This window comes from Hansschlegelia quercus (assembly GCF_004310425.1).
GTDB classification, from domain to species: Bacteria; Pseudomonadota; Alphaproteobacteria; order Rhizobiales; family Methylopilaceae; genus Methylopila; species Methylopila quercus.
Genome location: NZ_SIUB01000015.1, coordinates 1 through 1,065, shown reverse-complemented (window position 1 = coordinate 1,065; position 1,065 = coordinate 1). Strand labels below are relative to the sequence as shown.

At 67.0% G+C, this 1,065-nt stretch carries 1 protein-coding gene; it reads right to left on the bottom strand.

Translation table 11 applies throughout. The annotated features are described in order from the left end of the window. Entirely contained in the window at positions 1 to 933 is a 933-nt protein-coding gene (locus tag EYR15_RS16885) for a ribose-phosphate pyrophosphokinase (RefSeq protein ID WP_131004748.1), read from the bottom strand. Positions 934 to 1,065 lie beyond the last annotated feature (132 nt).

The window sequence follows — 1,065 nt, the reverse complement described above, 5'->3', positions numbered from 1 at the left end:
TCAATCGAACAGGCTTGAGACGCTTTCTTCTGAGGAGGTTCGGGCGATGGCTTCGCCGATCAGGGTCGCGATGGAGATGGTGCGGATGTTCTTGGCGACCCGCACCGCCTCGGTCGGCTGGATCGAGTCGGTGATCACCATCTCCTTGATCCGCGAGCCCGAGATCCGCGCCACCGCCCCGCCCGACAGCACGCCGTGGGTGAGGTAGGCGTAGACCTCCTTCGCCCCTTGCGCGAGCAGCGCGTCGGCCGCGTTCACCAGCGTGCCGCCGGAATCCACGATGTCGTCGACCAGGATGCAGGACCGGCCCTCGACCTCGCCGATGATGTTCATCACCTCGCTCTCGCCGGCGCGCTCGCGGCGCTTGTCGACGATCGCCAGATTGGCGTCGATGCGCTTGGCGATCGCCCGCGCCCGCACCACGCCGCCGACGTCCGGCGACACCACCATCACGTTGTCGAGCGGCAGATGCTCCTTGATGTCGCGCACCATCACCGGCGCTGCGAACAGATTGTCGGTGGGCAGGTCGAAGAAGCCCTGGATCTGGCCGGCGTGCAGGTCGAGCGTCAGCACGCGGTCGGCGCCGGCCTGCGTGATCATGTTGGCGACGAGCTTGGCCGAGATCGGGGTGCGGCCGGCGGCGCGACGGTCCTGCCGGGCGTAGCCGAAATACGGCATCACCGCCGTGATGCGCCGGGCGGAGGATCGCCGCAGCGCGTCGATGATGATCAAGAGCTCCATCAGATGGTCGTTTGCCGGGAACGAGGTCGACTGGACCACGAACACGTCCTCGCCGCGCACGTTCTCGAGGATCTCGACGAACACCTCCATGTCCGCGAAACGGCGCACGTTGCAGCGCGTCAGCGGCGTCGCGAGATAGGCCGCGACGGCCTCTGCGAGCGCGCGGTTGGAGTTGCCGGCGACGACCTTCATGAAGACTATCCCGATCACCCGCGCCCGCCCACGACCCAGGACGGCCAGGCTCCCCCAACGCACGCCGGCTCTTAACAGCGATTCAAAACCGCCTCAACGCACCGCAGCAAAACTGCGACGAGAAGCGCAGGG

What these genes read in the sequence shown, in the direction of transcription:
- EYR15_RS16885 (WP_131004748.1), bottom strand. Translation starts at nt 933, where the DNA reads ATGAAGGTCGTCGCCGGCAACTCCAACCGCGCGCTCGCAGAGGCCGTC.